The sequence below is a fragment of the Ruegeria sp. CL6 genome (assembly GCF_056536465.1).
The window spans coordinates 1-26627 of sequence record NZ_JBQFPR010000013.1 but is presented as its reverse complement, the minus strand read 5'-3'; the positions used below and the strand labels follow the sequence as shown (position 1 = coordinate 26627).

Sequence of the window (26627 nt, the reverse complement as noted above, 5' to 3'; positions counted from 1 at the left end):
GCCGAAGCCGAAGCCGAAGCCGAAGCCGAAGCCGAAGCCGAAGCCGAAGCCGAAGCCGAAGCCGAAGCCGAAGCCGAAGCCGAAGCCGAAGCCGAAGCCGAAGCCGAAGCCAACCTTGAACGATTCAAGGAAAAAATTACTGAGCGCAGTACCAAGAAACGCAGTGGTTTTTTGCCCGCGTTGCTGGGTGGTGCAATTGCCGCGGCAATCGGTTTTGCGGTTGGCAACAGCGGCATGCTAACCTCTGGCGATGCGGATGCGATTGCAACGCTGGACGCTAAACTGACGGATCAGGCGAACCAGATCGACGTGTTGGCCAAATCTTTGGCTGATGGCGCGGGGCTGTCCTCGAAAGTGGATGCGCTGGCCGCTCAGGTTACGCCGCTCTCTGCTGATCTTGAGGCTGTAAAGTCCAGCTTGGCTGGGTTGGCTGACACGGTCGCCCCTTTGTCGTCGCGGCTTGCCGAGCTTGAGGGTGGAGCCTTGACCCAGGGCGCGTCACCCGAAGCCACTGCTGCATTTGAAGCGGAGTTGAAAAAGCTGCAGGACTCGCTGGCCGCCCAGCGCGCCGAGGTTGAAAAGATGGTGGCTGATGCTCAGGCGCTTGAGGCCAAAGCCTCGGCTGATGCGCTGGCTGCGACCAATGCAGCAATTCTTACGAAACTGCGTAGCCGATTGGACACCGGTCAGAGCTATGCCGACCTTGTCGCTGAACTATCGACCGGAGGGGTTGCCGTTCCGGGTGAATTGTCTGCACCTGCGGACAAGGGCGTTGCAACGGTGGCTTCGCTGCGCGAGACGTATGAACCCTCGGCGCGTGCGGCCCTTGCGGATGCGCGCGAGGCGGACAAGGGCACGGGTTTGGTCGCGTTCTTTCAACGTCAGACCGGTGCGCGTTCTGTTACGCCGCAGGATGGCGATGGCCCGGACGCAATCCTGTCCCGCGCGCAGGCTGCTCTAGCCGATGGCGACGTGTCCGGCGCGCTGAATGAACTCAAGTCCCTGCCCGAAGCGGCAAAGCCTGCGATGGCTGATTGGGAACAAGCGGCACAAACGCGGGTTTCCGCGGTTGATGCCGCAGATGCGCTGTCCTCTGGCGCAAACTCGAACTGAAGGACCTGCCATGCTGTGGTCACTTTTAAAAATCCTTGTTTTCGTTGCGATTGTCGGCTTGCTGGCCGTGGGCGCTGGGTTCCTGATGGAGACCAGCGGTGGCGTGCAGATCACCGCAGGTGGGATGGAATACACGCTGGGGCCGTTGCAGTCGGTTATTGCGCTGGGCGTGATGGTCGTTGCGATCTGGCTGTTCTTCAAGCTGCTGACTCTGCTGATCGCCACGCTGAAATTCCTCAACGGTGACGAAACCGCGTTGTCGCGGTATTTCGACCGCAGTCGGGAACAGCGCGGGTATCAGGCATTGGCCGACGGGTTGATGGCGCTGGCCTCGGGTGAAGGTCGCGTTGCCATGAACAAGGCGACCAAGGCTGAAAAGCTATTGAACAAACCTGAACTGACGAACCTGTTGGTTGCGCAGGCCGCCGAAATGAATGGCGACACCAAGAAAGCGTCCGAGACGTATCGCAAGCTGGTCACAAATAACGCCACCCGCTTTGTGGGTGTGCGCGGTATCCTGAAACAGAAGCTGGCCGAAGGCGATGATGACACCGCCCGCAAGCTTGCGGAAAAGGCGCTGGCGATCAAGCCACGGCACCAGGAAACGCAGGATATTCTGTTGGGACTGCAAACCAAGTCGCAGGACTGGGCCGGAGCCCGATCAACCCTGACCGCCAAGCTGAAGGCCGGCCATTTGCCGCGCGATGTATTCAAGCGCCGCGATGCGGTGCTGGCCCTGTCCGAGGCCAAAGGGATTCTGGACGAATCCGCAACGGTCGAACAACGCGAACACGCGATTGAAGCCAATCGCCTTTCCCCTGATCTGGTGCCAGCGGCCGCAATGGCCGCGCGTGCTTATATCGAAAAAGGCAAGCCGCGTTCGGCAACCAAGATCCTCAAGAAAGCGTGGGAGGTTCAGCCCCACCCCGATCTGGCCCATGCCTTTGCCGAGATCGCGCCGAATGAAACTCCGGAAGAACGCATCAATCGCTTTACCGCGCTGACACGCGTGCATCCGCAGGACATGGAAACCCGCCTGATTCTGGCCGAGCTGAACATCGTGGCCGAAGACTTTCCCGAAGCCCGGCGTGCGCTGGGCGATGTCGTCGAAAAGCAGGCAGATGCGCGGGCTTATACTCTGATGGCAGCAATCGAACGCGGCGAGGGCGCGTCGGACGCGGTCGTGCAGGGGTGGCTGGCCAAAGCTCTGAACGCGCCACGCGGCCCGCAATGGGTCTGTGACAACTGCCATGACATTCAGCCCGAGTGGGCTCCGGTCTGTCAGAATTGCGGCAGCTTTGACACGCTGAGCTGGCAAACCCCGCAAACGCCCGAGATCGCCTCGGCCACCGGGGTTCACATGTTGCCGCTGATCGTCGGTGCGCTTGAGGACAAACCCGAGCCGGAGGTTGACGAACCGGAAGAAGAGGGTACGCCTGACGTGATCGAAATGGAGGCCGAACCCGTGCGTCCCGATGTCGAGCCTGCGATCGAAGAAAAGGTCTGAGGACGCGGTTCAACCGACTCTTTAGAACCGTAACACCGTTCATGTGTCGCTGGGCAGATACGTCCAGCGATACTTTGGCGGGGTTGGCCCTTTGTTTCGGCCACCCTGCTGAGTTTGTTCCCACGCATGGGCCAGAATGCCGACTGAGCGGGACAGGCAAAACAGGCCGCGCGCCAGCGGTGCGTCAAAACCAAGCTCGGCATAGATCACTGCTGTGGCACCGTCGATATTCATCGGAACGGGTTTGCCTTTGCGTCGGGCCAGTTCCCCTTCGATGTCATTCGCAACGGACTTGTAGCGCCCGTCACAAGCGCCTGCCTCAACCGCGTCGTCCACAAGGCTCATCAAACGTGGGGCGCGCGGATCGGTTGGGGTGTGAAAGCGGTGACCGAACCCGGGCAGAATTTTTCCCTGCGCGGCGATCCAGTCATCCAATGCGGGGCCAACGGCGGATGGGTGTGCGTTGACGAACTGATACAGAGTCACGGCTTGTTCCCCAGCGCCGCCGTGGATGTCGCCCAGCATATTCACCGCGCTGGCTATGGCATTGTTGAGCGGCAGCCCGCATGTCACCGCCATGCGTGCGGTAGCGATCGAAGGGGCTTGCGGTCCGTGATCTACGGCTGCAACCAAGGCGGCCTCGAACAATTTCAACTGCGCGGGGGATGGCCTGTCACCGCGCACCATGAACCAGATCATTTCTGCAAAACCAACGGTGCCGATTAAGTCCTGAATAGGTGTGCCCCGCAGGTCTATTCGACCGGGTTCCATGTCGATGATGGATGTTGACCACCAGTCGGCGACGTCGCTCATATGACACCCTCCTTCACCAGCGCGTTGATTTCGTCACGGGTCAGGCCAAGCTCGGACCAGATCGCCGCATTATCCGCGCCCAAATCCGGCGGGGCGGTTCGGGGCATTCTGCGTTGGCCATCCATCACGACCGGGCTGCCGGTCAGTTTCAGCTCTTTGCTCTGAACCGGCAGAGATCCAATCAACCCGCGGCCCACAAGCTGTTCGTCAGCCAGCGCCTCGGGCACGGTCATCACCTGTCCGGTCGGAACGCCAATCGCGTTCAGCTCACCAACCCATTCCCGGGCGGGTCGGGTGCGCAGGGTGGCTTCCAGATCGTCCCTGAGGGCGTGGCGGTTCCTTTTGCGATCTTCGCGTGTGGCATAGTCAGGATTGTCCAGCAAATCGTCCCGCCCAAGGTGTCGGGCAAGCGCCTGCCATTGCTCGTCGCGGTTGGCTGCGATGTTGATCGGGTTATCCGCAGTGGCAAAGGTTCCCGACGGCGCGGACGTAGTGTTTTCGTTCCCATGCGCCCCCGGTGCGACGCCCCCGATCAGGTAGTTCGACACCACCCAGCCCATGGTCGAAATCACCGCCTCGGACATTGCGATATCCAGAAACGCGCCGCGCGGCTGGGCGTTCAGGGCGGCACTGATTGCGAAGGCAGCCGTCAGCCCTCCGACAGTATCGGCCAGTGGGTATCCGACGCGATAAGGCGCTGTATCGGCCGCTCCGGTGATCGACATGACGCCGCTGATGCCCTGAACGATCTGGTCGTAGGCCGGATCTTTTTTGCGAGGGCCGTCCTGCCCAAAACCGCTGATCGCGCAATAGATCAGGTTGGCGTTTTCACCGCGCAGCACGTCATAGCCAAGACCAAGGCGATCCATCACGCCGGGCCGGAAGTTTTCGACCAGCACATCGGCGGTTTGCACCAGCTTCTTCAGCAAGGCTTTACCCTTGGCGGATTTCATATCCAGCGTGACGGATTTCTTGTCCGCGTTCTGGGCAAGAAAGCTGATGCCCATCCCGGCCCTGTTGCGATCCGGGTCAGCCCCCAACACCCGAGCAAGGTCGCCGCCCTCGGGACGTTCGACCTTGATCACTTCGGCCCCCATCAGGGCAAGCTGATAGCAGCAATACGGGCCTGCCAGAACATTCGTCAGGTCAAGAACCCGTATCCCGGCCAGAGGCTCAGTCGCCATCGGCGATACCGGCAGCCCGCGCCCGTGCGCGGCGTGCGCGATAGCTGGGCAGCAGCACCAGCAGCGCGGCGATCACCAGCAGACCCAGCGTCATGGGACGTTCCCAGATAAACGCGATCCCATCATAGAGCTGCATGGACCGTGCAAAGTTGTCCTCCATCATACCGCCAAGGATGAACCCGATCAGAAGCGGGGCCAGCGGATAATCGGCAAACTTCAAAGCCGTGGCGCAGACGCCGAAACCGACAAGGATCAACAGCTCGGTCGCATTGTTCTGGCCGATATAGGCTCCCATCAGGGTAAAGAACAAAATGAACGGGATCAGGTAATTGCGTGGAACCGACAGCACCTTGGCGATGTAGGGGATCAGCGGCAGGTTCAGGATCAGCAGGACAAGGTTGCCGATGAACATCGACATGATCACCGCCCAGAATATCTGTGGCTCGTCCAGCATCAGGCGCGGACCGGGTGTCACGTTCAGGGCAATCAGCGCACCCAACAGGATCGCCGTTGTACCCGAACCGGGAATGCCCAGCGTTAGCAGCGGAACGAAAGACCCGGTACAGGCGGCGTTGTTCGCCGTTTCCGGGGCTGCCAGACCCTTGATCGAGCCTTTGCCGAATTCTTCCTGTTCCTCTTTCGGGGCGATGTTGCGCTCGACGGCATATCCAAGGAAGCTGGCGATCGTCGCGCCCGCGCCGGGAAGAACACCGATAAAGAAACCCTGCACGGATTGGCGACCCACGACAGGCGCGATGGCCTTGGCTTCTGCCCGGGTGATGCGCAGGTCCTTAATCTCACCATCGTCGCCTTTCAGGTCCTTTGGTTTCAGGACCAGAAACAACGCCTCGGGCAGGGCGAACATGGCCATGGCCAGCGTGATGAACCCAAAGCCGGATTGCAGGTCCATGATCCCCATGGTGAAACGGGGCAGGTTGAACAGCGCGCCTTCGCCAACGGTTGCCATGATCAGTCCGAGGACGGTCATGATGACGGCCTTGGCGACCTGTCCGCTGCCGGCAAATGCGGCGATGGCGGACAGACCGACAACCATCAGGGCAAAATACTCGGCCGAATGGAACAACAGCGCCACTGATGACAGGGCAGGGGCAAACACCATCAGCAGCACAGCACCCAGCGTGCCGCCGGCAAAACTGGCGATCGCGGCGATTGTCAGTGCCTTGCCCGCTTTGCCTTGTCGCGCCATGGGGTAGCCGTCGAAACTTGAGGCCACGGTGCCCGCGACCCCCGGCGCGTTCAGCAGGATCGAGGATGTCGAGCCGCCAAAGATCGCGCCATAGTATACCCCGGCCAGCAGGATCAGCGCGGCGGACGGGTCGCCCATCGAGATCGCAACCGGGATCATGATGGCGATGATCGACATCGGCCCGAGACCGGGCAACATCCCGATGAACGTGCCGATCAGACATCCCGCGATGACCATCAGAAGGTTTTGGATTGAGAATGCCGTTTGTAGGCCGATCAGAAGTCCTTCAAGCATGTCAGCCTCCGAAAATGCCCGGCAGCGGGCGCATGTAGATGCCAAGAACTTCCTGAACCAGATACCAGACCGCCCCGGTTGCGATGAAGGCAACGGGCAGCATGATATGCCACTTGCGCTCGCCCAGAATGAACGAGCCAAGGATCAGGAAGGCCGAAGTGGAAATCAGGAAACCGACAGGACGCAGACACAGGGCGTACATCACCATCAAGGCCAGCAGCATCAGCGCTTGATCCAAGTGGTAGTCGCCCAGACGCCGGTAGTCGATATCGGCCTCTTTCACCTCGGACTTTTCAAAGCCCAGCAGGATGATCGTTGTGGTGATGATTCCCAGAATGGACAGCACTTTTGGGAAGGTGCTTGGCCAGATGGGATTTCGTTGCATGAAAGGGGGAAGGCTACTGTCCATCGTGAACCAGGCGGCGTAGCCATATGTTAAACAAACACCCAGCAGAACGAGCGCGATCCAGCGATCCAATGCCATGATGCCCCCTCCTTTTTTGTTGTCTTTGGGGAAGGCAGAGCGGCGGACCGCTCTGCCAATTGTCAGTTAGAGAAAGCCCAGCTTCTTCATCAGATCACCGATCTGCTGTTCCTGCTGCTCGAGGAACGTCTGGAAGTCAGCGCCCGAGTTGTGGATGTTCACCCAACCGTTGCGCGCCCGAACTTCTTCCCATTCCGGAGTGTCATACATCTTGGCAATGGCATCCTGATAGGCGGCCAGCTTGTCTTCGGGCAGGCCGGGGGCTGCGAAGAAACCGCGCCAGTTGACGAAGGTGGTGTCGATGCCCTGCTCCATCATGGTCATCGCGTCAGGTGCGGCGTCAACGCGTTCTTCCGCGGTTACGCCAATGATCTTGACCTCCCCCGCATTTGCCAGATCGACGGCTTCCGAGAAACCGGTGGACAGCGCAGCGATCTCACCGGACAGCAGGGCTGCCATGGCTTTGCCGCCTGCGTCATAGGGGATGTACTTCACGGCCAGAGCGTCCTTGCCCGCCGCTTCCATCACCATGGCCGCAACCAGATGGTCCATTCCACCCGGAACCGAGCCACCGCCGATCGCCGTACCCGCGGGGTCAGCGTCAAAGGCAGCCAGCAGATCCTCCATCGAGTTGATGGGGCTGTCCTTGCCCACAACAATCGCCGCATAATCGCCGATCGTGCCCGACACCAGAGTCAGGTCGCGGAAGTTATGCGGGAACACGCCAGTCAGCGAGCGGATCACGATGGGGGTCGAGTTCACCATCAGCGTGCCGTGGTTGCTGTCGGCGTTTTCGATCAGAAAGCCGATGGCCTTGCCGCCGCCACCACCGGACATGTTTTCGTAGGACGCGGTTCCGACGAGACCGGCATTGGTCAGCGCTTCGCCCGTGCCGCGGGCCGTGCCGTCCCAGCCGCCGCCAGCGCCGCCGGGAATCAGAAAGTGGATGCTGTCAACGACCTGATGGCCGTCGGCCAGCGAAGGTCCGGCCAAGCCGAATGCGGCCACAGCTGCGATTAGGGCGCGACGGCCCAGTTTGAATGTCGTCATGGTTTCCTCCCGTTTGACAACCGGCCGCATGGCGGCTCAGATTGGACGGAACAAAAACACACCAACCTGACATCAACCTGTCACGCGGCAAAATACTGGTTGAGCCTGATGAAATTTCTGCTTGTCGAAGACAACATGGACCTCGCAACTGCGATCAGTTCGCGCATGCGGCTGGACGGCCATGTCATTGATCATGCAGCGAATTTGGAAGACGCAACCGCCTTTGTCGAAACCGAAGAATATGACCTGATCCTACTGGATATCATGCTGCCGGATGGGGATGGCCGAGACTTTCTGAAACGGCACCGGGCCAGCCGTTTGGACACGCCGGTGATCGTTTTGACCGCGCGCAGTCAGGTTTCGGATCGAATCGGTTCGCTTGATCTGGGGGCGGATGACTACGTGACCAAGCCGTTTGATCATGCCGAGCTTGAGGCCCGCTGCCGCGCGGTCCTGCGGCGAAAATCCGGCAGCGCGAAATCCACGATCGAGATCGGCGGTGTCGTGTTTGATCCGGTGGCCGGTCATTTGACCGTGGCCGGGGAAACCCTGTCGCTGCGAAATCGGGAACTGCGCATGATGGAGTTGTTCATCAACGCGCCGGGTCACGTGTTCTCGAAACAGAAGCTGGCCGACAGGTTGTTCTCTTACGACGACAGCGTGTCGGACAACGCGATCGAGGTATATGTCGGCCGACTGCGCAGGCATCTCGAGCCTTCGGACCTGAAGATAACCACGCTGCGCGGTCTGGGGTACAGGTTGGACCATGACCACTAATCCCACCGTTTCAGGGTCACTGCGAAACAGGCTTGTGCTGGCCTTGATTGGCGGTGCGGCGGTTCTGGCTATCTTGTTGTTCTTTGCAGTTCGGAACTATGCGGCTCAGGTGGCACAGCAGGGACAGGACAACATCCTTGAGGCATCCGTGACGTCCATTCTTGATGCCGCCGCGCTGAGGGACGGGGTGCTGGAAGTGGATATTCCCTATGCCGCGTTCTCGATGCTGACCACCCCGTCAGACGACCGGGTGTTTTACGCCATTTATCAGGACGGTGCGTTTTTGTCGGGATACGAAGACCTTCTTCTGGCAGGGGCGTCCGAACAAAGTGACTGGTCCTTCACATCCGGCGATCTGCGTGGGGAACGCATTCGGCAGGTCAGCGCAAGTCGAACGCTTGTCGGGTTGGGACGGCAGACGGAAATTGCGGTCGTGCTGGGCCAGACGCAGGACGCGCTTTCGCAAACTCTGGACCAGATTTCGCGCAATGCCGCATTTCTGGGTTTTGGGTTTTTTCTTCTGACTGCGGCGCTGTCTTTCTGGATCACGTCAACCACCATCGGGCAGCTCAACAAACTGACGACCTCGGTCACGCGGCGTGGGCCGCAGGACCTGAGCCCTTTCAAAAAGCCGGTGCCTCGGGAAATGGCGCCTCTGGTTTTGTCCCTGAACTCTCTGATGGGGCGTTTGGATCAATCCCTCAGCCAATCCGAAGATTTCATCGCCGAAGCCGCCCATCGCGTCCGCACGCCGCTGGCGACTGTGCGGTCTTATGCCGAGGCAACGCTGCACAGGGTCGAAAAGAAAGAAAATCGAGAGGCGCTTCGTGCGATGGTCCGCGCGATCGACGAAAGTTCGCGCGCGGCTGGACAGTTATTGGATCACGCCATGATCACGTTTCGCGCCGATCATCTTGAGAGGGAAGATGTCGATCTGGTCGAACTGATCCGCGAACTTGTGCAGCGGTTGACGCCGATTGCCGAAATGAAAGAGCTTTCGCTTTCCTTGAGAGGCGATCCCACAGTTCCCTATTCCGGTGACCCTATCCTGATACAGAACGCAGTGCGCAACATGATCGACAATGCGCTGAAATACGCGCCCGCTGACAGCATCGTCGAGATCGAGGTTACCGCCACACCAGAAGTCGAGGTCAAAGTCAGCGACTCGGGTCCGGGTTTTCCAGCCGAAGAGATCGAACAACTGACCCGCAGGTTCGAGCGCGGCAAAAACGCGGCCGGAACAATTGGGTCAGGTCTGGGGTTGACCATCGCTCAGGACGTGGCGACGGCCCATGGCGGAACCTTGGTTTTGACGAACAAGCCTACGGGGGGCGCATGCGTTATCTTATCGCTTTAGCTCTGCTTTTGTGTCCCTGCTGGGTGTGGGCGCAGGATTGGGAAGACCAGTTGATTTTCAACGAGGGCGCAGAGGGCGCGCGCCTTCGAGTAATCTCAAGCACGGACACGGTTCTGTTTGCGCCTTTGATAGAAGGCTTTGTCGCTCGGAACCCCTCGATAAGTGTTGAATACCTTGTTTCGGGAACGGCGGATATCGACCGTCGCGTTCGCGCAGCACCGGGTGATTTCGACGTTGTGGTATCCAGCGCAATGGACCTGCAGCTGAAGTTGGCGAATGACGGCTATGCGTTGGCGCTGGACGACATCGAAACTCCGCCCTGGACACAGTGGCACCACAGTTTGTTTGCTTTCACGACCGAACCCGCCGCCATCGTCATCAACCGCGCAGCGTTTGAAGGTCAGGAAATTCCGCACACCCGGCAGAGTTTGATCGAAGCGCTGCGCAAGCGACCGGAGGAGTTTCGCGGCAAGGTCGGCACCTACGATGTCCGCGAATCCGGGCTGGGCTATCTTTTCGCAACGCAGGACGCGCGCGCCTCGGAAACCTATTGGCGGCTGATGGAGGTCATGGGCGGTCTTGATGTGCGCCTGTACTGCTGTTCGGGGGAAATGATAAATGACCTGGCAGACGGAAAAATCCTGGTCGCCTATAACGTCCTGGGGAGTTACGCAGCAGTTCGCGCCGAGCGTAAGGACGCGCTTGAAGTGATTTTGCCGACAGATTTCCAAACAACGATGATGCGAACGGCCTTGGTCTCAAGGGAAACGCAGAAGCCGGACGCAGCCGAAGCGTTTATCAGCTATTTGGTCGCGGAGAAGCCTGTGCCGCAGGACAGCCGGTCTTCGCTTCCGCCACTGACGTCTCAGAGCGGTGCGACCGACCGAGAGACAATAGGATTGAATCCGGCGCTGTTGACATTTCTGGACGACCTAAAGCGCAAAAAGTTCCTGTCAGCATGGGAAAATGCGGTCATTCAGTAACCGAACGACGATCGGGTTCATGTTGAGCGTGGACGGTTTCAGCGTCTGCGCGGGCAGCAACCTGGTATTCGTAGCCCGCAGCCGATTGTCCCAATCAAATCCGTTTGCTAACGTCGCCATCGCGTCGGGGAGGGCGCGCAAACCGAAATGCTGGACTACTCGCATAACGCCTGGCTTGTGGCGGCATCCTTGGCCGTTGCGATGATGGCCGGATTTACCGGTCTATACCTCACGCATGGGGCGTCCAAGCTGGATGATCAAAGGCGCAAGTTCATTGTCGCTTTGGCAGCTATCATTCTGGGCGGCGGCATTTGGTCGATGCATTTCGTCGCCATGCTGGGGCTGCAACTACCGATCCTTTTCTACTACGACGCGCTGATCACCTTGATCTCGGCTTTGGTTGCGATCCTGATGGTTGGATTGGCGCTGCTATTGCTTCACTTCCGGCCCAGAACGATGCAGACGATCATCGGCGCAGGCGTAATCGTCGGGCTGGGCATTGTCGTGATGCACTATGTGGGCATGGCCGGAATGGAACTGTGCCGCCCAGTCTACACCAGATGGGATGTAGCGATTGCGACGTTGGCCTCGGTCGTACTGTCCGTGCTGGCGATTTGGGTGGCATACGACAATCGCACACAGCGCAACATCCTGTTGGGCACAGCGTGTTTTGGTCTGGCGGTGTTCACAATGCATTTCGTGGCGACGGGACTGACCGACTTTGTGGCCAGCGACGCCGCCGGAGGAGCCGGCCCCGCGCTGAACAATCAGGTATTGGCAATGGGCGTCACAGTCGCCGTGTTCCTGATTTGCGGTGCGTTCCTTCTGACCGGGGTCACCTTTATCGAGCCCAATGCAGACATGACACAGGTCGGACCACCGGACCCCGAACCCCAGCCCAAGACACTGAGGGCGGGTGTCCCTTTTGAGCGCGAAGGCCAGACCTTCTTTGCCGAACCCGAGCGCGTCGCCGCTGTCCGGGCCGAGGGGCACTACACCGTCCTCTACATGGGCAGCGAAAAGCTGTTTTGTCCCTGGTCCATTACTGAGGCTGAAACCCGCCTGAAGCCAAACGGGTTTCTTCGCGCGCATCGCAGCTATCTGGTGAACCCCAAACATGTCTCGAGTTTCGAGCGCCACAAGGACAACGGCACCTGTTATTTCGATGGTGTTGACGCCTTGAACAAGGTTCCGGTCAGCCGATCCCGCCTGAATGACATTCGCGACGCGCTGGGCCTTTAGTCGCAACTCGTGCAGCTCATTCGCATTTCGTGAAACAAGCTACGCGCCCCGTTCCCCTTGGCTGGAACGGTTGATGTGACCGTTCTTTCCTTACCGCAGGTCCCCCAAGGCATATCGCTTCGGACCCAGGGAGGAAAAACATGATACCAGCCGGTTTTGAGTATCACCGGCCAGGCGACATCGCCTCGGCCATCGGCATTTTACAGGAACACGGAGACGAGGCGCGCGTGATCGCGGGCGGGCACAGCCTGATCCCGATGATGAAGCTGCGTATGGCCGAGATGGGCCATCTGGTCGATCTTCAGGCTATTGACGAGTTGAAGGGGATCGCTGTCGGGTCTGATACCGTGACGCTCGGCGCGATGGTCACGCAGCACGAGTTGATCACCGATGACGGTCTGGCCGCGACCATCCCTCTGATCCGCGAGGCGGCGTTGCAGATCGCCGATCCGCAGGTGCGCTATGTCGGGACTGTCGGCGGCAACGTGGCCAATGGCGATCCGGGCAATGACATGCCGGGGCTGATGCAATGCCTGAACGCGACGTTTGAGCTGTCCGGCCCCGATGGGTCACGCAGCGTGGCCGCGCGCGAGTTCTATGAGGCCGCCTATTTCACCGCCCGCGAAGATGAAGAAATTCTGACCCGTATCTCGATCCCGGTTCCGGGGGCGGGTGTTGGACAGGCTTATGAAAAGCAAAAGCGCAAGATCGGGGATTATGCCACCGCTGCGGCTGCGGTGATGGTGGGCAATGGAACGGCCTCGGTCGCGATGACCAATTTGGCCGACACGCCGATCTGGTCGGAAGGCGCAAGCGCTGCGTTGGCCGATGGTGATGTGAACGGATGTGTTGCCGCGATGCTGGATGCGATCGAGCCTGTGGCCGACAATCGCGGCCCCGTCGAATTCAAAAAACATGTGGCGGGCGTGATGCTGCGCCGCGCCATCGACCGCGCGCAAAGCCGCGCGAGTTGAGGAGGGGAAACCATGTCAAAAATGCACGTCAAACTCACCGTGAACGGGCGCGAGGTCGAAGGACTGGCCGAGCCGCGCACGTTGCTGATCCACTTCCTGCGGGAAGACTTGAAAATCACCGGCCCTCATATCGGCTGTGAAACCAGCCATTGCGGAGCCTGCACCGTGGATATCGACGGCAAGTCCGTCAAATCCTGCACGACCTTTGTGGCGCAGGTAAACGGTGCTGATATCACCACGGTCGAAGGGCTGACCAATGACGATGGCAGCCTTGGTGTGTTGCAGGAAATGTTCCGCGAACATCACGGGCTGCAATGCGGTTTCTGCACGCCGGGCATGATTACCCGCGCACACCGTTTGCTGCAGGAAAACCCGAACCCGACCGAAGAAGAAATTCGCTTTGGAATGGCCGGGAACCTGTGCCGATGCACGGGATATCAGAACATCGTCAAGGCGATCTCGGCCTCGGCTGACATGCTGAACGCTCAGAAGGAGGCCGCGGAATGAACGACCAGACACTGACCCCCGAAGAACGCGCCGCCAATCTCAAAGGCATGGGCAGCTCGCGCAAACGCGTCGAGGATGTGCGCTTTACCCAAGGCAAGGGCAACTATGTCGATGACATAAAGCTGGACGGGATGCTGTTCGGCGACTTCGTGCGTTCCCCCTACGCACATGCCCGCGTTGTCAGCGTGAATAAAGAGGCCGCGCTTGCGCTGCCCGGCGTGATTGCGGTTCTGACTGCCGAGGATCTGTCACCGCTGGGCCTGCACTGGATGCCGACCTTGGCGGGTGACAAGCAGATGGTGCTGGCCGATGGCAAAGTGCTGTTCCAAGGGCAGGAAGTGGCCTTTATCGTGGCCGAAGATCGGTACATCGCGGCGGATGCCGTGGAACTGGTCGAGGTGGAATATGAAGAACTGCCCGTTCTGACCGACCCGTTCGAGGCGCTGAAATCCGATGTGGTCCTGCGCGAAGATCTTGAAGGTCAAACCGAAGGCGCACACGGCCCCCGCAAGCATCACAACCACATCTTCACTTGGGAACAGGGCGACAAGGACGCGACCGAGGCTATTCTGGCCGAGGCCGACGTCGTGGCCGAGGAGATGGTCTATTACCACCGCACCCACCCTTGCCCGCTGGAAACCTGTGGGTCAGTGGCCAGCATGGACAAGGTGACCGGCAAACTGACGCTGTATGGCACGTTTCAGGCTCCGCACGCGATCCGGACGGTTGTTTCGCTGATCTCAGGCATTGCCGAGCACAATATCCGCGTCATCAGCCCCGATATCGGTGGCGGGTTCGGCAATAAGGTTGGGGCTTATGCGGGCTATGTCTGTTCCGTCGTGGCTTCGATTGTCACCGGCAAGCCGGTGAAGTGGGTCGAGGACCGGATGGAGAACCTGATGTCCACCGCCTTTGCCCGCGACTACTGGATGCAGGGCAAAATCGCCGCCACCAAGGACGGCAAGATCACCGGCCTTTGGTGCCATACGACTGCGGATCACGGTGGCTTTGACGCCTGTGCCGACCCGACCAAGTTCCCGGCGGGGTTCATGAACATCTGCACCGGGTCCTATGACATCCCGACTGCCTATCTGGCCGTGGACGGGGTTTATACCAACAAGGCTCCGGGCGGGGTGGCCTATCGCTGTTCCTTCCGCGTGACCGAGGCCGCCTATTTCATCGAGCGTATGATCGAGGTTTTGGCCATCAAGCTGAACATGGACGCGGCCGAGCTGCGCCGGATCAACTTCATCAAGGCCGACCAGTTCCCCTACCAGTCGGCGCTGGGCTGGGAGTATGACTCGGGCGATTATCACACCGCTTGGGACAAGGCGCTGAAGGCTGTCGATTACGAAGGTCTTCGCGCGGAACAGGCGCAGCGGGTCGAGGACTTCAAGGCTGGCAAAACCCGCAAACTGCTGGGCATTGGCCTGACGCACTTTACCGAGATCGTTGGCGCTGGTCCGGTGAAGAACTGCGATATCCTTGGGCTTGGTATGTTCGATAGCTGCGAAATCCGCATCCACCCTACGGGGTCTGCGATAGCGCGGCTGGGGACGATCTCTCAGGGTCAGGGCCATGCCACGACTTTTGCCCAGATTATCGCCAGCGAGATCGGCCTGCCTGCCGATGACATTACATTGGAGGAAGGTGATACCGACACCGCGCCTTACGGTCTGGGGACATACGGGTCTCGGTCCACGCCTGTGGCGGGTGCTGCAACGGCGATGGCCGCGCGCAAAATCCGCGCCAAGGCGCAGATGATCGCGGCCTATTTGCTTGAGGTCCACGACGACGATGTCGAATGGGACGTGGATCGGTTCTCGGTCAAGGGCGCGCCCGAGCGGTTCAAGACGATGAAAGAGATCGCCTTTGCCGCCTACAATCAGGCGATTCCGGGGTTGGAGCCGGGTCTTGAGGCCGTGAGCTATTACGATCCGCCGAACATGACCTATCCGTTTGGGGCCTATATCTGCGTTATGGAGATCGACGTGGATACCGGCGAGTGGGAGGTTCGGAAGTTCTATGCGCTGGACGATTGCGGCACCCGGATCAACCCGATGATCATTGACGGGCAGGTCCACGGCGGCGTGACCGAGGCGCTGGCCATCGCCATGGGGCAAGAGATTGCCTATGACGATATGGGCAATGTGAAGACCGGCACGCTGATGGATTTCTTCCTGCCCACTGCGTGGGAGACGCCGAACTATATCACCGACTACACGGTCACGCCGTCTCCGCACCATCCGATTGGCGCGAAGGGTGTGGGTGAAAGCCCGAACGTGGGGGGCGTGCCCTGTTTCTCGAACGCGGTGCATGATGCGTTCCGGCCGTTTGGGTTGGTGCAAAGTCACATGCCGCATGACCATTGGCGGATCTGGAAGATTGCCAACGGGCTGGGGATGCATGGGTGATGGGGTTCGGACCGGCTGGTGCCGGTCCGACCGAACGGAGGGGGCCAGCCCCCTCCGAACCTCCCCCGGGATATTTTTAGCCAGATGAAGAGTGGATCCTGGTTTTGACTTTGAGTGATGTGCAGAATGGATTGGCCGCACAGGGCTATGTTGCTGATGATCGGTTGGCGATGGCGTTGCATTTGGCGCAAGCGTTGGGGCGGCCATTGTTGCTGGAAGGTCCGGCAGGGGTCGGCAAGACTGAGGTCGCCAAGGCGATGGCGGCGTGGAAGGACACGCGTTTGATCCGGTTGCAGTGCTATGAAGGGCTGGATGCCAGTCATGCTATTTATGAGTGGAATTATCAGCGTCAGTTGTTGGCCATTCGCGCGAGTGAAGCGCAGGGAGGAACCAGCGAAGCGCAGTTGTTCTCAGATGAATATCTGCTCAAACGGCCTTTGTTAGAGGCTATTCGCGAAGATAAATCTCCGGTTTTGTTGATTGATGAGATTGACCGGGCGGATGAGGAATTTGAAGCGTATCTTCTGGAAATCCTGTCAGACTTTCAGATCACGATTCCAGAATTGGGGACGATTGAGGCGCGGGTTCGGCCAATCGTGATCCTGACGGCAAACGGCACGCGTGACTTGTCGGATGCTCTGCGGCGGCGGTGTCTTTACAGCTTTTTGGATTATCCATCACGCGATACGGAATTGGCGATTTTGCAGGCGCGTATGCCTGAAATCGAGGGCGCACTGGCGCGGCAGATTGTGGGTGTGGTGCAGGCGCTTCGTAAAGAAGACCTTGAGAAGACGCCCGGTATTGCGGAAATGCTGGACTGGTCCGCGGCCTTGGCCGGATTGGGCGTGAACGATTTGGCAAAGGCGCGGGACGAGGTTCAGGCAACGCTTGTCTGCTTGCTGAAAACCGCGGCTGACTATGATGCCGCCCCTCCCGAGGTGATGGATCGTTTGATTGGAAAGGTCGCGTAATGCAGGTCACGCGATTTCCTTCCCGTGCCTTGGGCTTTGCGGATCGCATGTCCGGCTTTGTCGCGCATCTGAGGATGAATGGGATGCGTGTCGGACCGAAGGAAACCGCGGGCGCCTTGAACGCTTTGTCCTTGATTGACGCCACGGATGCAGGGCAGGCCCGGCGTGCGTTATGCGCCGTTCTTGCGGGTGACGCCGATGACTGGCGTCGGTTTGATGACTTGTTCGACTCATACTGGTTCAACGCCGGGAAACAGCGGGAAGGGTCGGCCAAGTCGACTCATGTTCGCGTGCAATCGGCCAAGCCGATGATCTGGCGGCAACAGGACAAGGCGCGTGACGATGCGCTATCTGGAACAGAGCAACCCACCACCCCTGATCCGGGCGAGGGAGACGCTGAGGGGATGGACGGCAAACTGGTTGCGACCCGAACGACAAACTTGTCGCGCCGGGATCTGCGCGAATTGATGGATGATGAGGCTCTAAATCAGGCAGAAAGGGCTGCATTGTCGATCGCTCGCGCTATCCGCGATCGCCGGTCGCGCAGGCGTAAGCAGGCGTCAAAGGGGCCGGCGCTGGACTTGCGGCGCATACAGCGGGCCAGTCTTGCGCGCGGCGGAGAGCCGATGGACCTGTACCGTCGCACGCGCCCTCCGCGTCCGATGCGGATTGTTGCGTTATGCGATGTCAGCGGGTCCATGACCGTCTATTCCCGCGTGTTCCTGGCATTTCTGAAGGGGTTGATCGGCAGCGGCACGGAAGCAGACGCCTATTTGTTCCACACACGCCTGATGCGCGTTACTGATGCGCTGCGCGACCACGATAGCTTGCGTGCGGCGGGGCGGTTGTCGCTGATGGCTGAAGGGTTCGGGGGCGGCACCGATATCTCGGGCAGTTTGGAGCGGTTCGTGTCAGGCTATGGTGCACGCGCGCTGAATGGTCGGACGATCGTGCTGATCCTGTCAGACGGGTATTGCAGTTCGGATCCGCAGGCGCTGGGCGCTCTTCTGGCGCGCATCCGGCGCAAGGCGCGACGGATTGTCTGGCTTAACCCGTTGAAAGGATGGGAGAACTACAAACCTATTGCGGCCGCGATGCAGGCGGCCGAGCCGTGTGTGGATGCCCATCTTCCAGCCAATACGCTTGAGGCGCTTGCAGCGCTTGAACCGCAGTTCCGGAAATTGTGAAAGGAGCCCCGAATGGCAAATTTCGACATATTCGACACGATAGATGAGCTTCGCCGGACAGGTGACGCGTTTTGCGTGGCGACGGTTTTACGTACGGCGGATGCGACCTCGGCCAAGGCGGGTGGTAAGGCGGCGATCACACGGGATGGGCGGATATTGGGCCATTTGGGTGGCGCGTGCGTTCAGCGGGCTGTCAGGACCTCGGCGCAGGATGCGCTGGCCAGCGGTGCCCCGCAGATGATCCGCATCAAACCTTCGGACAAGGTGGTGAACATGACGGACCCGGATGGCGTGCAGACTTTCAAAAGCGGCTGTCCCTCGGGAGGAACGGTCGATCTGTTGGTGGAGCCGTATCAGCATGCGCCGCGCGTGGTGATTTTCGGCGGGTCGCCAATCGCGTCTGCCCTTGCAGATCACGCAGCGCTTGCCGGGTTTCGGGTCTGTGTCACCGAAACCGGCGGCACACACACGGGTTTTGAACCGGATTCGGTCAATGATCTGGGGCTTGAGGCCCGGGATTTCGTGGTCGTGGCGTCTCAGGGGCGCGGTGACGCCGTGGCGCTTGAGGCTGCTCTCAACACACCGGCGCGGCGTGTTTCCATGGTTGCCAGTCGCCGCAAGGCGGACGCACTGGTCGACAAGTTGGTGGCAAATGGGCTTGATCCGGCGCGAGCGGGTCAACTGAAATCCCCGGCCGGATTGGATATCCACGCCATTGATCCGCATGAGATCGCCCTGTCGATCCTGGCCGAAATCGTCATGTGGCGGAACACGGACAAGACAAGGGAGGTGTCTGAGGATGAAAAACTTGCTTAAACACGTGCGGACATTGTGGCCGACGCGCATCGAACAAACCCCCAAACAGGCGACGGAAACCGCGCTTTTGGTTTTCCCGAAATGTTGTTGAACAAAGGAAATGTGAATGGAACTGTCTGACGAAATCCGCATCGCGGCCCCTCGGGATGTTGTATACAAGGCGTTGAACACGCCCGAGATTCTGCAGGAGTGTATTCCCGGCTGCGAGGAGCTGATCCAGCATTCACCCGAGGAGCTTGAGGCCAAAGTGGTCCTGAAAATCGGCCCGGTCAAAGCTCGGTTTGCCGGACAGGTCACGTTGGACAACTCGAATGCGCCCGGTGGGTTTTCTTTGACCGGCGAAGGCAAAGGGGGCGCCGCTGGCTTTGCCAAGGGCGGGGCCCAAGTGACGTTGACTGAAGACGGGGCCGAGACCGTGCTGGCCTATACCGCCAAGGTCGAGGTTGGCGGCAAGATCGCCCAGCTTGGCAGCCGATTGATTGCTGGCACGGCCAAGAAGCTCTCGGGCAAGTTCTTCACCAAGTTTGGTGAGGTTGTATCGGAACAGGCTGTTTCCTGACTGAATTGGGCTGGTCGGGCCAAGTGCCCGGCCAACTCGGACTCAATTCAGTTGACGGCAAACGCAATCGGCGCAATCACCATAGCTATGGACGGGATGCTCGTGGCGGGAGGCTTCGGTGAAGAACAGCGCGGCGCTGGAACAACTGGAAAACTGGATTGCGGTCAGGCCGGGCGACTTGCAGGCGATCCGCCGTTTGGTCACGCTTCTGGATATGTCAGATGGCAGGCAGAGCGCTTCCGGTGCCTTTGGACGGGCCCAGTCCAAGGTTGCATCCGCACTGCCCAAAGACTGGCAACAGACGTTATTGGACCCGTCGAAATGCGCTCAGGCGTATGGAGGATGGCTGAATGTTCTGAAATCCGCGCGCATCAAGCACGCAGTGCCGGTTGCTCAGGTGTTTTCGGGGCAGGTGTTGAAGGTTCGGGGCGAAACCCCTTATTGCGACGCGCGGTTGAAGTTCTTTGCCGAAACCAAGGTAATCCCGGCGCTGTGCCACGGTTGCTATAAGGTGCAGATATTGCCCGAAACATTCGAGAAGATGATCCAGGCCTATCTGTTGCTGCTGAACCTTGATCTTCCGGGTGACAACACCAGAAAATGCATGATCGAACTGCGCGACGGGGTCAAATACCCGTACAAGGGTTACATCTATTGCAACAGCGCGGATGAAGCCAAAGCCTGCCTTGCGGCGTTTCAGGTCAAGCTGGCAGAGTTTGGTGTGACGGGCCTTCATTTGAAGATCTCTCACGGCTGTTCGGAATACGGGCTTGAATATCCTGCGTTCAAGTATTCAGAAAGTTCGGAACAGACCGAATTTGAAACGCCGACAGATTGGGCGGGAATTGAAGAGAAATACTTCAAGGGCATAAAGTTTCCCAAACCGCAGGCCAAAGCCTACTCAAAGCCCTTCGTCAGTCTGCGCGACGTGTTCGTTTTGCGAACCTGGACCAAATATGCTGAGTTGATTGGGGATGACACGGCAGGTGCCTATGCTGCTCAGGGCGGTCCTGATTTGCCAGTTCAGTTCGCGAAGCGGGTCAAGGCGCAAGCATCGAAGCGAAACGCCGAGCTGACAGAGCTTGCCGCGATGTCCTGAGATTTGGTAGGCCAATTCAAAAGACAAAAAAACGCTTTTTTCAGTTGTTGCTTCAAATTTCGGAGGATTTGGTGCCCAGGAGAGGCACATGCAACCTGTTTGAGGTTGTTCGCTCCTGTCAGGATTACCATTATATTACAATGATTTAGCTTATTAAATTGTCCGAGCTTGTCTTGCCGTGTTTGGCGCCATCCAGTAGGGTAAGGTGGACATCAGGGTGGATAATAAATGCGGGCAATAAACCGACTTCAGCTTCCTTTGTAAAATCAGCACCGGTGGGTAAACACTGCGATGGCGCTGGGCTTTGGTTTATAAAACGTGAAGATGGTGGCGCGCAGTGGATGCTGCGTGTGACTGTGCATGGCCGAAGGCGTGAAATGGGTCTGGGTGGCTATCCTACTCTTTCTCTTGCAGGTGCTCGAAGTGTTGCACAGCGATGGCGCACGGTTGCTGCGGAAGGCCGTGATCCGGTCAAGGAGCGTGAAGCAGAGGCACGTGCGGCGCGGCGGGAAGATGTTTCACTTGCGGTTCTGACTGCAGATGCATTCGAAGCGCGAAAGGCTGAACTCAAAGGTGATGGAAAAGCTGGGCGTTGGCTCTCACCACTGAACGGGCATGTACTGCCCAAGCTTGGAAAGGTACCAATAACAGATATTGACCAGCGCGACATTCGCGACGCGCTTTCTCCAATCTGGCACACAAAAGCCGACACAGCGCGAAAGGCAATGAACCGGCTAAGCATTGTCTTTCGCCATGCGGCCGCGCTTGGATTGGACGTTGACCTTCAGGCGACAGAGAAAGCCAAGGCACTATTGGGAAAGTCCCGTCATCAACCGAAACATATCCCTGCAATGCCGTGGAGCGAAGTTCCCAATTTCTACGAAAGCCTGGAGGAACCGTCTCTCTCGAACTTGGCAATGAGGTTGCTGATCCTGACGGGCTTTCGTTCAAAACCTTTGCGGTTTCTCAAGCTCGAACAGATCGAAGGTGACGTTTGGATTATACCCGGTGAGGCCACGAAAGGTCGAAAAGGGGCAACAAGCGATTTCCGTGTGCCGCTTTCGCAGGAAGCGCAACGCGTTATCGACCTTGCCCTACCGCATTCCAGAAATGGTTTCCTTTTTCCGAATACACGGCAGGGCGTGATCTCTGACATGACACTCTCGCGGATGATGGAACGGCGCAAATTGGACGCCCGCCCGCACGGCTTCCGAAGTAGCCTTCGCGACTGGCTCGCAGAAGCCACCGACGCATCTCACGAAGTAGCGGAAGCAATGCTGGAACATACAAGCGACTCTGGTGTCGTTCGAGCTTACAGACGCACAGATTTTCTTGAACAGAGATCTGTGCTGGCGGAACGTTGGGCGGACTTTCTGTTAGGTGGTGCAGGTCATGTCGTAAAGCTGGCGACCAATCAATGAAGCAGCGGAACAACAACGACTACGCTTCGGATAAGACTTTGCAGCCCTCTTCTAATTTGAGCGAATGGGGCATCTCCGATTGGAGGGACGCTGCAGCCTATGGCGAAACCAAAGACTGGACTTTAAATCGTTGGAGGTGGGAGTTCTTTCGGCGAAGACGGGATCTGCGTGAATATTTCGATCGGTGGGCACAATATACGCACAAGAAAGAAATGGAGTGCAATGTCGGGTTAGATCCAAGCGATGCAGGTTTTTGTGCCTTCGGGAAAGAGGATTCCAAACGGGAGGCTTCAGAGAAGTTTGACTATCTCGGCATTCCCAACCCACGTATCGGCTCACAACCTACTGGAGCAATCTTGCCGCGCAGCCAGCTTCTCAGGCGAAGGCGCTTGATCAATGGCGCACACCGTCACCTATGCGTTAGAGGAGTGCTTGAAGTCGTTCATGGGTTGTCAGCCGCACAGTTTTCTACGTGGCTTGAACCGCACGAGGTGACGATCAAGTTTGACTTAAACAAACCGCTTCAGGGTCAGCTGGAAGAAGCTCGGGAGATAGTAATTAGGCTCCAGAAAGAGCTTCAAGGAAAACTGGTTGTAAAACGGCAGCATCGAAAAAAATGGTTGGGCTACCTGAGTACATTGGATGCACGTGAAGCTGGTGCCTCTTGGGCAAAAATCGCTGCGTTGCATCCCGCAACTACGCAAACTGAGCAATCCGCTCGCGATATTTGGAACCAAGCGAGTGCCTTGTGTTTTAATTTCTGATTTCTTTTCACAATCCCAAAGACAGGCTCCTCTGGTCACGGTTGCACCATCCCGAACCAAAAAGGATGGTGACTATGAAATACCTCAACTTCGCAGAACTGCGCAAAAAGCTAGGCGGGCGGTCACGCTCTGCAATTTATCTCGATCTCCAGGCCGGACGTCTGCCGCAACCGGTGAAACTCGGTGGGAAGCTTTATTGGCCTGAAGACGAAGTGGACGCACATGTCCGTGCCCTTCGCGACGAAAAAGCCCAGTAACAATAGCCCCGGCGCTGAGCGACCACCGGGAGCGGGGTTGAGATAAACCAATCGCAGCCCAATCCTGGACTTTAAGGTTCGCCAGCACCTCAGTGGTGAGGTAAAAAATGAGCAAACAAAGCTGGAATGACACCACCGACAAGTGTTTGCGTCGCTCCTCCCTGCCCCTTTGTGAACATGGGCAGTTGGACTCGGATTCCACGAACGTCACAAATGTACCACTTGCTGGCTGTGCAGAACTTGGTGTTTACCGCCAGTGCAGCAATCCGTCGCACAAGGTGGGTGTAAGCATCGCTGATCATATTCCTGAGCACCTTAAAAAGGTGTCGCGTTCAATTGGGTACACCCTTTGGCTGAATGGCGAAAACCAGTGGCTTGGCCTTGAATTAATCTTACAGGCACAACTGGATCAGCAGCAACGTAAAGCGCTTGCCTATATGGCGCTGAAATCTCTCAGCTACGACGCTGCCAAATCGATCGCGGAGGGCGTGCTGGACAATGGTGCAGGACAGCCTAATGCGCCCCTTCTAAACTACATGGACGAGGCCTTGTTCTGGGCTGACATGGCACTTCCTGAAGAGCTTGATGCCTATTGCCTTGCGAGCTTCGGACAGATGGATCCGGCTAGGCAGGCGGCTTTCCTCGAACACGTGCAGGGTGGCAAATAAACATGGCGCACAACTTTGCAGACATGGCTATGCAGCTTAAAGCACACCAAGCCGAGTTTCCTCGCCGGCGATCGGATTGGTTGCCGACGGAATTTTCCTGGCGCGACCCCTCCACCATTCCGCCCCGACCTTGGCTCTATGGGCAGCATCTGATCCGCAAACAGGTATCAGTGACAGTTGCCCCCGGCGGAGTCGGGAAATCATCTCTGACGCTCTGTGAGGCGCTCGCAATGGTCTCGGGGCGGGAACTTCTGGGTGACTGGACCGCCAAAGATCTCAAGGTCTGGATCTACAACCTTGAAGACACGCGCGACGAATTGGATCGGCGTATTATAGCAACCACGCAGCATCACCAAGTCACCTCTCAGGAAATCGCGGGGCGGTTGTTTGTGGACTCTGGTCGGGAACGTGAACTTAGCACTGCGATCCAAACCCGTGAAGGCGTCCAGATCGTCAAAGCGGAAATGGAAGCTCTAGCGCATGAAATTGAGGCACGCGAGATCGATGTTCTGATCATCGACCCGTTTGTTTCGTCGCACCAGGTTGGTGAGAACGATAACGGTGCAATTGACATCGTGGCAAAGGAGTGGGCGCGGTTGGCGGATCAGAGCAACTGCGCAATTGAACTGGTGCACCACACTCGCAAAACCAACGGCGAAGAAGTAACGACCGAAAGCGGGCGCGGCGCAACCGCGCTTTTGGCGGCGGCGCGTTCCGGTCGGGTGCTCAACAAGATGGGCGACAACATGAAAGCCGAGGCCGGCGTTCAAAACGACCCGTCCACCTACTTTGCCGTCACCCGCGACAAATCAAACCTTGCCCCGGTTGGGGGACGTGTCTGGCGGCGCATGGCGTCTGTGCACCTTTCCAACGGCGACAGCGTGGGCGTGGCTGAGGCATGGAAATGGCCCGACACTTTCGACGGCATGTCTGTTACCGATCTACTGGCGGTCCAAAATGCCCTGGACGGTAAGGGGCGGCGCTATTCGGACCAAGCGGGTGACGATTGGGCGGGCGTGATCGTGGCCGAGGTGCTGGGTCTAGACGCGATGTTGGACCGCAAGCGCATCAAGAAGATGATCGAGACTTGGTTGAAGTCTGGCGCGCTGGTGAAGGGGCAGAAAACCGGTCCCATCCGCAAACCTGTTCCGACAGTGGAAGTAGGCGAATGGGCAACCGCGTAAAGTGCGTCACCGGTTCGTTCGCAGGGTGGTCTACAAACTGGTCTTAATTTTCCTTTCTCTGAGCATGGGGGAACCGCGCGCTCTAGTTGCGATTTCGTGCTGTAGATGTCTCACCTTCTTTGCGCGAGGTGAAGCGATGCTCGGCATGGGCCTTGCGAGGACCATATATGTTCGATTTCGCGCATCATGGGGTTTGCCGACTATGATAAGAATTGTTGGTGTTTTGTGATGGGGCGAACGACAAAGCTAGAAGTTAAGTTACGCTCGCTCTTTCAAAGCGATCCCATAGATTGGCGTGAAATTCGGTCACGCTGGCGGCCGTGCCCCGCAGAGGCGCAAAAGCACCCAAACTATCGGAGGGATTGCTCACAGTGTCGCGGCGCAAACTGCAAACGGATGGCGGAGCTGGGCTTGAATGAGAGCGGCGAACCGCTGCCTAAGGCAGAACGTCCGAAGTGCGGCGCAAAAACACGTAACGGCGGCCAATGTCAGGCCCGAGTAGTTCCTGGCAAACGGCGCTGTCGATTGCATGGTGGGTTAAGCACGGGGCCGAAAAAGAAGAGAAGAGTTGTTGTAAATCATGAGCTAGACAGCAAGTGAACGGATGCGATGCGACGCCGCAGTAGCTCCACCGCCAGGCTTTGAAGCCAAAAACGGGCTTAGACTTCAGCGACAGCTATGCAAAGTCGCCATTGGCTCTCCTCGCTGCACCCGCTGAACTGGGTTCACCGAATGACTGGAAACCGTGGCTTTGCGGACATTAAACGGAACGGGTTAGGTGACTGCTCTGAGCTGAGAGCAGAAATTTAACGGATAGTATTCAATGGCAGCTAAGCCCGCGAAGCCGTCATTAATGCGCTGCACAGCGAACGACTGCTATGCGGGCAAAGCTGCCCTTAGCTGCGCTGCGGCGCGTTTGTTTTGCTTGAACAACTGCTCAGCGGATAACGCGGACACGCCGCGTAAGAAAATATTCGATCGGACAGAGCGCATCGCCGTTCAGATGACAGTTCGGACATATCGCACAATTGTGTGTATGATGCCGCCGAGCCATACGCTCAAACAATTTCGGACAATATTTAATGTGGAGACGATAGATGCAGCATTTGCATACCAAAGCCCGCAATACTTTTGTCGCTTGTATTAGCTCGCTTTTTGTTTTCGTGCCCGCAGTCTCAGCGGAGGCTAATTTCCAGACGACATGCAACCCAAAAGCGGACCAGGCTTTCAACGAAGGTCTAAATCTCATTCACAACATGATGTACATTCAAGCCGAAGAAGCGTTCAACGAAGCAGCGTTTGCGGATCCAACTTGTGCCATTGCACAGTGGGGCATCGCGATGTCGAACTTTCACCCTCTTTGGCCGGGCACTCCCAGTGAAGCCGAAACAGAGAGAGGCTCTGCTGCAGCGGAAAAACTCGCGTCAATGTCCTCCGAAAGCGCCGTTGAACAAGCATTGATCGACGCCGCCGTTGCTTTCTACGCCTCAAGCCAGGAAGACTACCGCGCTCAGCTTAAATCGTGGGCGGAGAAACAGGTGGCAGCTGCGGACCAACATGCAAACGACTTGGACACCGCGGCGTTTGCGGCGCTGGCACGCCTTGCAACGGCGCCGCGAGGGGCAGATGGAATCAAAGTAAAGTCGCAGGTGGGTGATACGCTCGACGCGCTTCATCAAAAGGCACCAGAACATCCTGGCGTCATTCACTACGCGATCCACGCCTATGACAATCCGCCACTCAAGGAGCGAGGCAGGCCGTACGCCGAGATTTACGATAAAACGGCTCCAAGCGC

At 58.2% G+C, this 26627-nt stretch carries 25 protein-coding genes and 1 pseudogene; 21 read left to right on the top strand and 5 right to left on the bottom strand.

Annotated features, from left to right (window positions below; all coding sequences use genetic code 11):
* Positions 1 to 1113: COG4223 family protein (locus ACR0LH_RS20905; protein WP_480722339.1), on the top strand; the 1113-nt coding region annotated here is incomplete at its 5' end.
* Between the two features lie 10 nt (positions 1114 to 1123).
* Complete coding sequence (locus ACR0LH_RS20900) at positions 1124 to 2620, top strand: heme biosynthesis HemY N-terminal domain-containing protein (protein ID WP_170412832.1); 1497 nt, start codon at positions 1124 to 1126, stop codon at positions 2618 to 2620.
* A 39-nt stretch (positions 2621 to 2659) separates the two neighbouring features.
* Here ACR0LH_RS20900 and ACR0LH_RS20895 read toward each other — a convergent pair whose 3' ends face one another.
* The 5 genes from ACR0LH_RS20895 to ACR0LH_RS20875 all read right to left on the bottom strand — a co-directional run bounded on the left by ACR0LH_RS20895 (position 2660) and on the right by ACR0LH_RS20875 (position 7652).
* Entirely contained in the window at positions 2660 to 3433 is a 774-nt protein-coding gene (locus ACR0LH_RS20895) for a citryl-CoA lyase (protein WP_480722338.1), read from the bottom strand.
* Positions 3430 to 4617, bottom strand: a complete 1188-nt coding sequence (locus ACR0LH_RS20890; protein WP_480722337.1) for a CaiB/BaiF CoA transferase family protein — start codon at positions 4615 to 4617, stop codon at positions 3430 to 3432. The genes ACR0LH_RS20895 and ACR0LH_RS20890 overlap by 4 nt, the downstream gene beginning before the upstream one ends.
* Positions 4607 to 6118, bottom strand: coding sequence for a tripartite tricarboxylate transporter permease (locus ACR0LH_RS20885; protein WP_170386849.1), 1512 nt, complete (start codon positions 6116 to 6118; stop codon positions 4607 to 4609). Before ACR0LH_RS20885 ends, ACR0LH_RS20890 begins: the two co-directional genes overlap by 11 nt.
* 1 nt (position 6119) lies before the next feature.
* Positions 6120 to 6602, bottom strand: a complete 483-nt coding sequence (locus ACR0LH_RS20880; RefSeq protein WP_480722336.1) for a tripartite tricarboxylate transporter TctB family protein — start codon at positions 6600 to 6602, stop codon at positions 6120 to 6122.
* A 66-nt stretch (positions 6603 to 6668) separates the two neighbouring features.
* Entirely contained in the window at positions 6669 to 7652 is a 984-nt protein-coding gene (locus tag ACR0LH_RS20875) for a tripartite tricarboxylate transporter substrate-binding protein (RefSeq protein WP_170386845.1), read from the bottom strand.
* Positions 7653 to 7760: 108 nt separating this feature from the next.
* Between ACR0LH_RS20875 and ACR0LH_RS20870 the strand changes: the two genes are divergently transcribed.
* The 19 genes and pseudogenes from ACR0LH_RS20870 to ACR0LH_RS20780 form a co-directional block, all read left to right on the top strand.
* A complete protein-coding gene (locus ACR0LH_RS20870) occupies positions 7761 to 8429 on the top strand; it encodes a response regulator transcription factor (RefSeq protein ID WP_170386842.1) in 669 nt (222 codons plus the stop codon).
* The gene (locus ACR0LH_RS20865) at positions 8419 to 9786 is read left to right on the top strand and encodes a sensor histidine kinase (protein WP_480722335.1); all 1368 of its coding nucleotides are present in this window, start codon (positions 8419 to 8421) and stop codon (positions 9784 to 9786) included. The genes ACR0LH_RS20870 and ACR0LH_RS20865 overlap by 11 nt, the downstream gene beginning before the upstream one ends.
* Entirely contained in the window at positions 9765 to 10769 is a 1005-nt protein-coding gene (locus ACR0LH_RS20860; protein ID WP_480722333.1) for an ABC transporter substrate-binding protein, read from the top strand. Before ACR0LH_RS20865 ends, ACR0LH_RS20860 begins: the two co-directional genes overlap by 22 nt.
* A 147-nt stretch (positions 10770 to 10916) precedes the next feature.
* Positions 10917 to 12011: an MHYT domain-containing protein gene (locus ACR0LH_RS20855; RefSeq protein WP_480722332.1), complete on the top strand. Its 1095-nt coding sequence runs from the start codon at positions 10917 to 10919 to the stop codon at positions 12009 to 12011.
* Between the two features lie 140 nt (positions 12012 to 12151).
* Positions 12152 to 12985, top strand: coding sequence for an FAD binding domain-containing protein (locus ACR0LH_RS20850; RefSeq protein ID WP_480722331.1), 834 nt, complete (start codon positions 12152 to 12154; stop codon positions 12983 to 12985).
* Between the two features lie 12 nt (positions 12986 to 12997).
* Entirely contained in the window at positions 12998 to 13492 is a 495-nt protein-coding gene (locus tag ACR0LH_RS20845) for a (2Fe-2S)-binding protein (protein ID WP_170386829.1), read from the top strand.
* A complete protein-coding gene (locus tag ACR0LH_RS20840; protein WP_170386827.1) occupies positions 13489 to 15906 on the top strand; it encodes an aerobic carbon-monoxide dehydrogenase large subunit in 2418 nt (805 codons plus the stop codon). The genes ACR0LH_RS20845 and ACR0LH_RS20840 overlap by 4 nt, the downstream gene beginning before the upstream one ends.
* A 104-nt stretch (positions 15907 to 16010) precedes the next feature.
* On the top strand, positions 16011 to 16877 hold the full coding sequence (locus ACR0LH_RS20835; protein ID WP_480722329.1) for an AAA family ATPase: 867 nt from the start codon (positions 16011 to 16013) through the stop codon (positions 16875 to 16877).
* Complete coding sequence (locus ACR0LH_RS20830) at positions 16877 to 18064, top strand: vWA domain-containing protein (RefSeq protein ID WP_480722327.1); 1188 nt, start codon at positions 16877 to 16879, stop codon at positions 18062 to 18064. Before ACR0LH_RS20835 ends, ACR0LH_RS20830 begins: the two co-directional genes overlap by 1 nt.
* A 12-nt stretch (positions 18065 to 18076) precedes the next feature.
* Complete coding sequence (locus ACR0LH_RS20825; protein WP_480722326.1) at positions 18077 to 18880, top strand: XdhC family protein; 804 nt, start codon at positions 18077 to 18079, stop codon at positions 18878 to 18880.
* A 106-nt stretch (positions 18881 to 18986) separates the two neighbouring features.
* On the top strand, positions 18987 to 19439 hold the full coding sequence (locus tag ACR0LH_RS20820) for an SRPBCC family protein (RefSeq protein ID WP_170386819.1): 453 nt from the start codon (positions 18987 to 18989) through the stop codon (positions 19437 to 19439).
* Positions 19440 to 19557: 118 nt separating this feature from the next.
* On the top strand, positions 19558 to 20538 hold the full coding sequence (locus ACR0LH_RS20815) for a hypothetical protein (RefSeq protein ID WP_480722324.1): 981 nt from the start codon (positions 19558 to 19560) through the stop codon (positions 20536 to 20538).
* 341 nt (positions 20539 to 20879) lie between these two features.
* Positions 20880 to 21959, top strand: coding sequence for a tyrosine-type recombinase/integrase (locus tag ACR0LH_RS20810; protein ID WP_480722323.1), 1080 nt, complete (start codon positions 20880 to 20882; stop codon positions 21957 to 21959).
* A complete protein-coding gene (locus tag ACR0LH_RS20805; RefSeq protein WP_480722322.1) occupies positions 21956 to 22723 on the top strand; it encodes a hypothetical protein in 768 nt (255 codons plus the stop codon). Before ACR0LH_RS20810 ends, ACR0LH_RS20805 begins: the two co-directional genes overlap by 4 nt.
* 74 nt (positions 22724 to 22797) lie before the next feature.
* Positions 22798 to 22980 carry a helix-turn-helix transcriptional regulator gene (locus ACR0LH_RS20800; protein WP_480722321.1) on the top strand — a complete coding sequence of 61 codons (183 nt, stop codon included), beginning with the start codon at positions 22798 to 22800 and terminating at the stop codon, positions 22978 to 22980.
* Between the two features lie 107 nt (positions 22981 to 23087).
* Complete coding sequence (locus tag ACR0LH_RS20795; RefSeq protein WP_480722319.1) at positions 23088 to 23648, top strand: hypothetical protein; 561 nt, start codon at positions 23088 to 23090, stop codon at positions 23646 to 23648.
* Positions 23649 to 23650: 2 nt separating this feature from the next.
* Positions 23651 to 24832 carry an AAA family ATPase gene (locus ACR0LH_RS20790; protein WP_480722317.1) on the top strand — a complete coding sequence of 394 codons (1182 nt, stop codon included), beginning with the start codon at positions 23651 to 23653 and terminating at the stop codon, positions 24830 to 24832.
* Positions 24833 to 25018: 186 nt separating this feature from the next.
* A complete protein-coding gene (locus ACR0LH_RS20785; protein ID WP_480722316.1) occupies positions 25019 to 25432 on the top strand; it encodes an HGGxSTG domain-containing protein in 414 nt (137 codons plus the stop codon).
* A 497-nt stretch (positions 25433 to 25929) separates the two neighbouring features.
* Positions 25930 to 26627: pseudogene (locus ACR0LH_RS20780) on the top strand (hypothetical protein); the annotation flags it as partial.